Source organism: Pseudoalteromonas sp. P1-7a (assembly GCF_001401855.1).
GTDB lineage: Bacteria > Pseudomonadota > Gammaproteobacteria > Enterobacterales > Alteromonadaceae > Pseudoalteromonas.
On the sequence record NZ_LKDU01000181.1, the window covers coordinates 1 to 207 of the forward strand.

The window sequence follows — 207 nt, forward strand, 5'->3', positions numbered from 1 at the left end:
GGTCGTGCGCGGCACGGTGAGCGATGTAGAAGACGGTCAAACCGTGACGGTGATCATCAGTGATGGCACAAACCAAGTTGAAACCACGGTGCTTGTGCAAAACGGCGAATATGTTACTGATCCGATTGATGCAAGCGCATTAAACGACGGGACACTCACCGCCACAGCTAGCGTGTCTGATGTGGCTGGCAATCCAATTTCAGCACA

The 207-nt window shown here is 52.7% G+C and carries 1 protein-coding gene; it reads left to right on the top strand.

Annotation, left to right across the window (positions count from 1 at the left end; genetic code table 11):
• Positions 1 to 207: Ig-like domain-containing protein (locus AN389_RS20505; RefSeq protein WP_160318657.1), on the top strand; the 207-nt coding region annotated here is incomplete at both ends.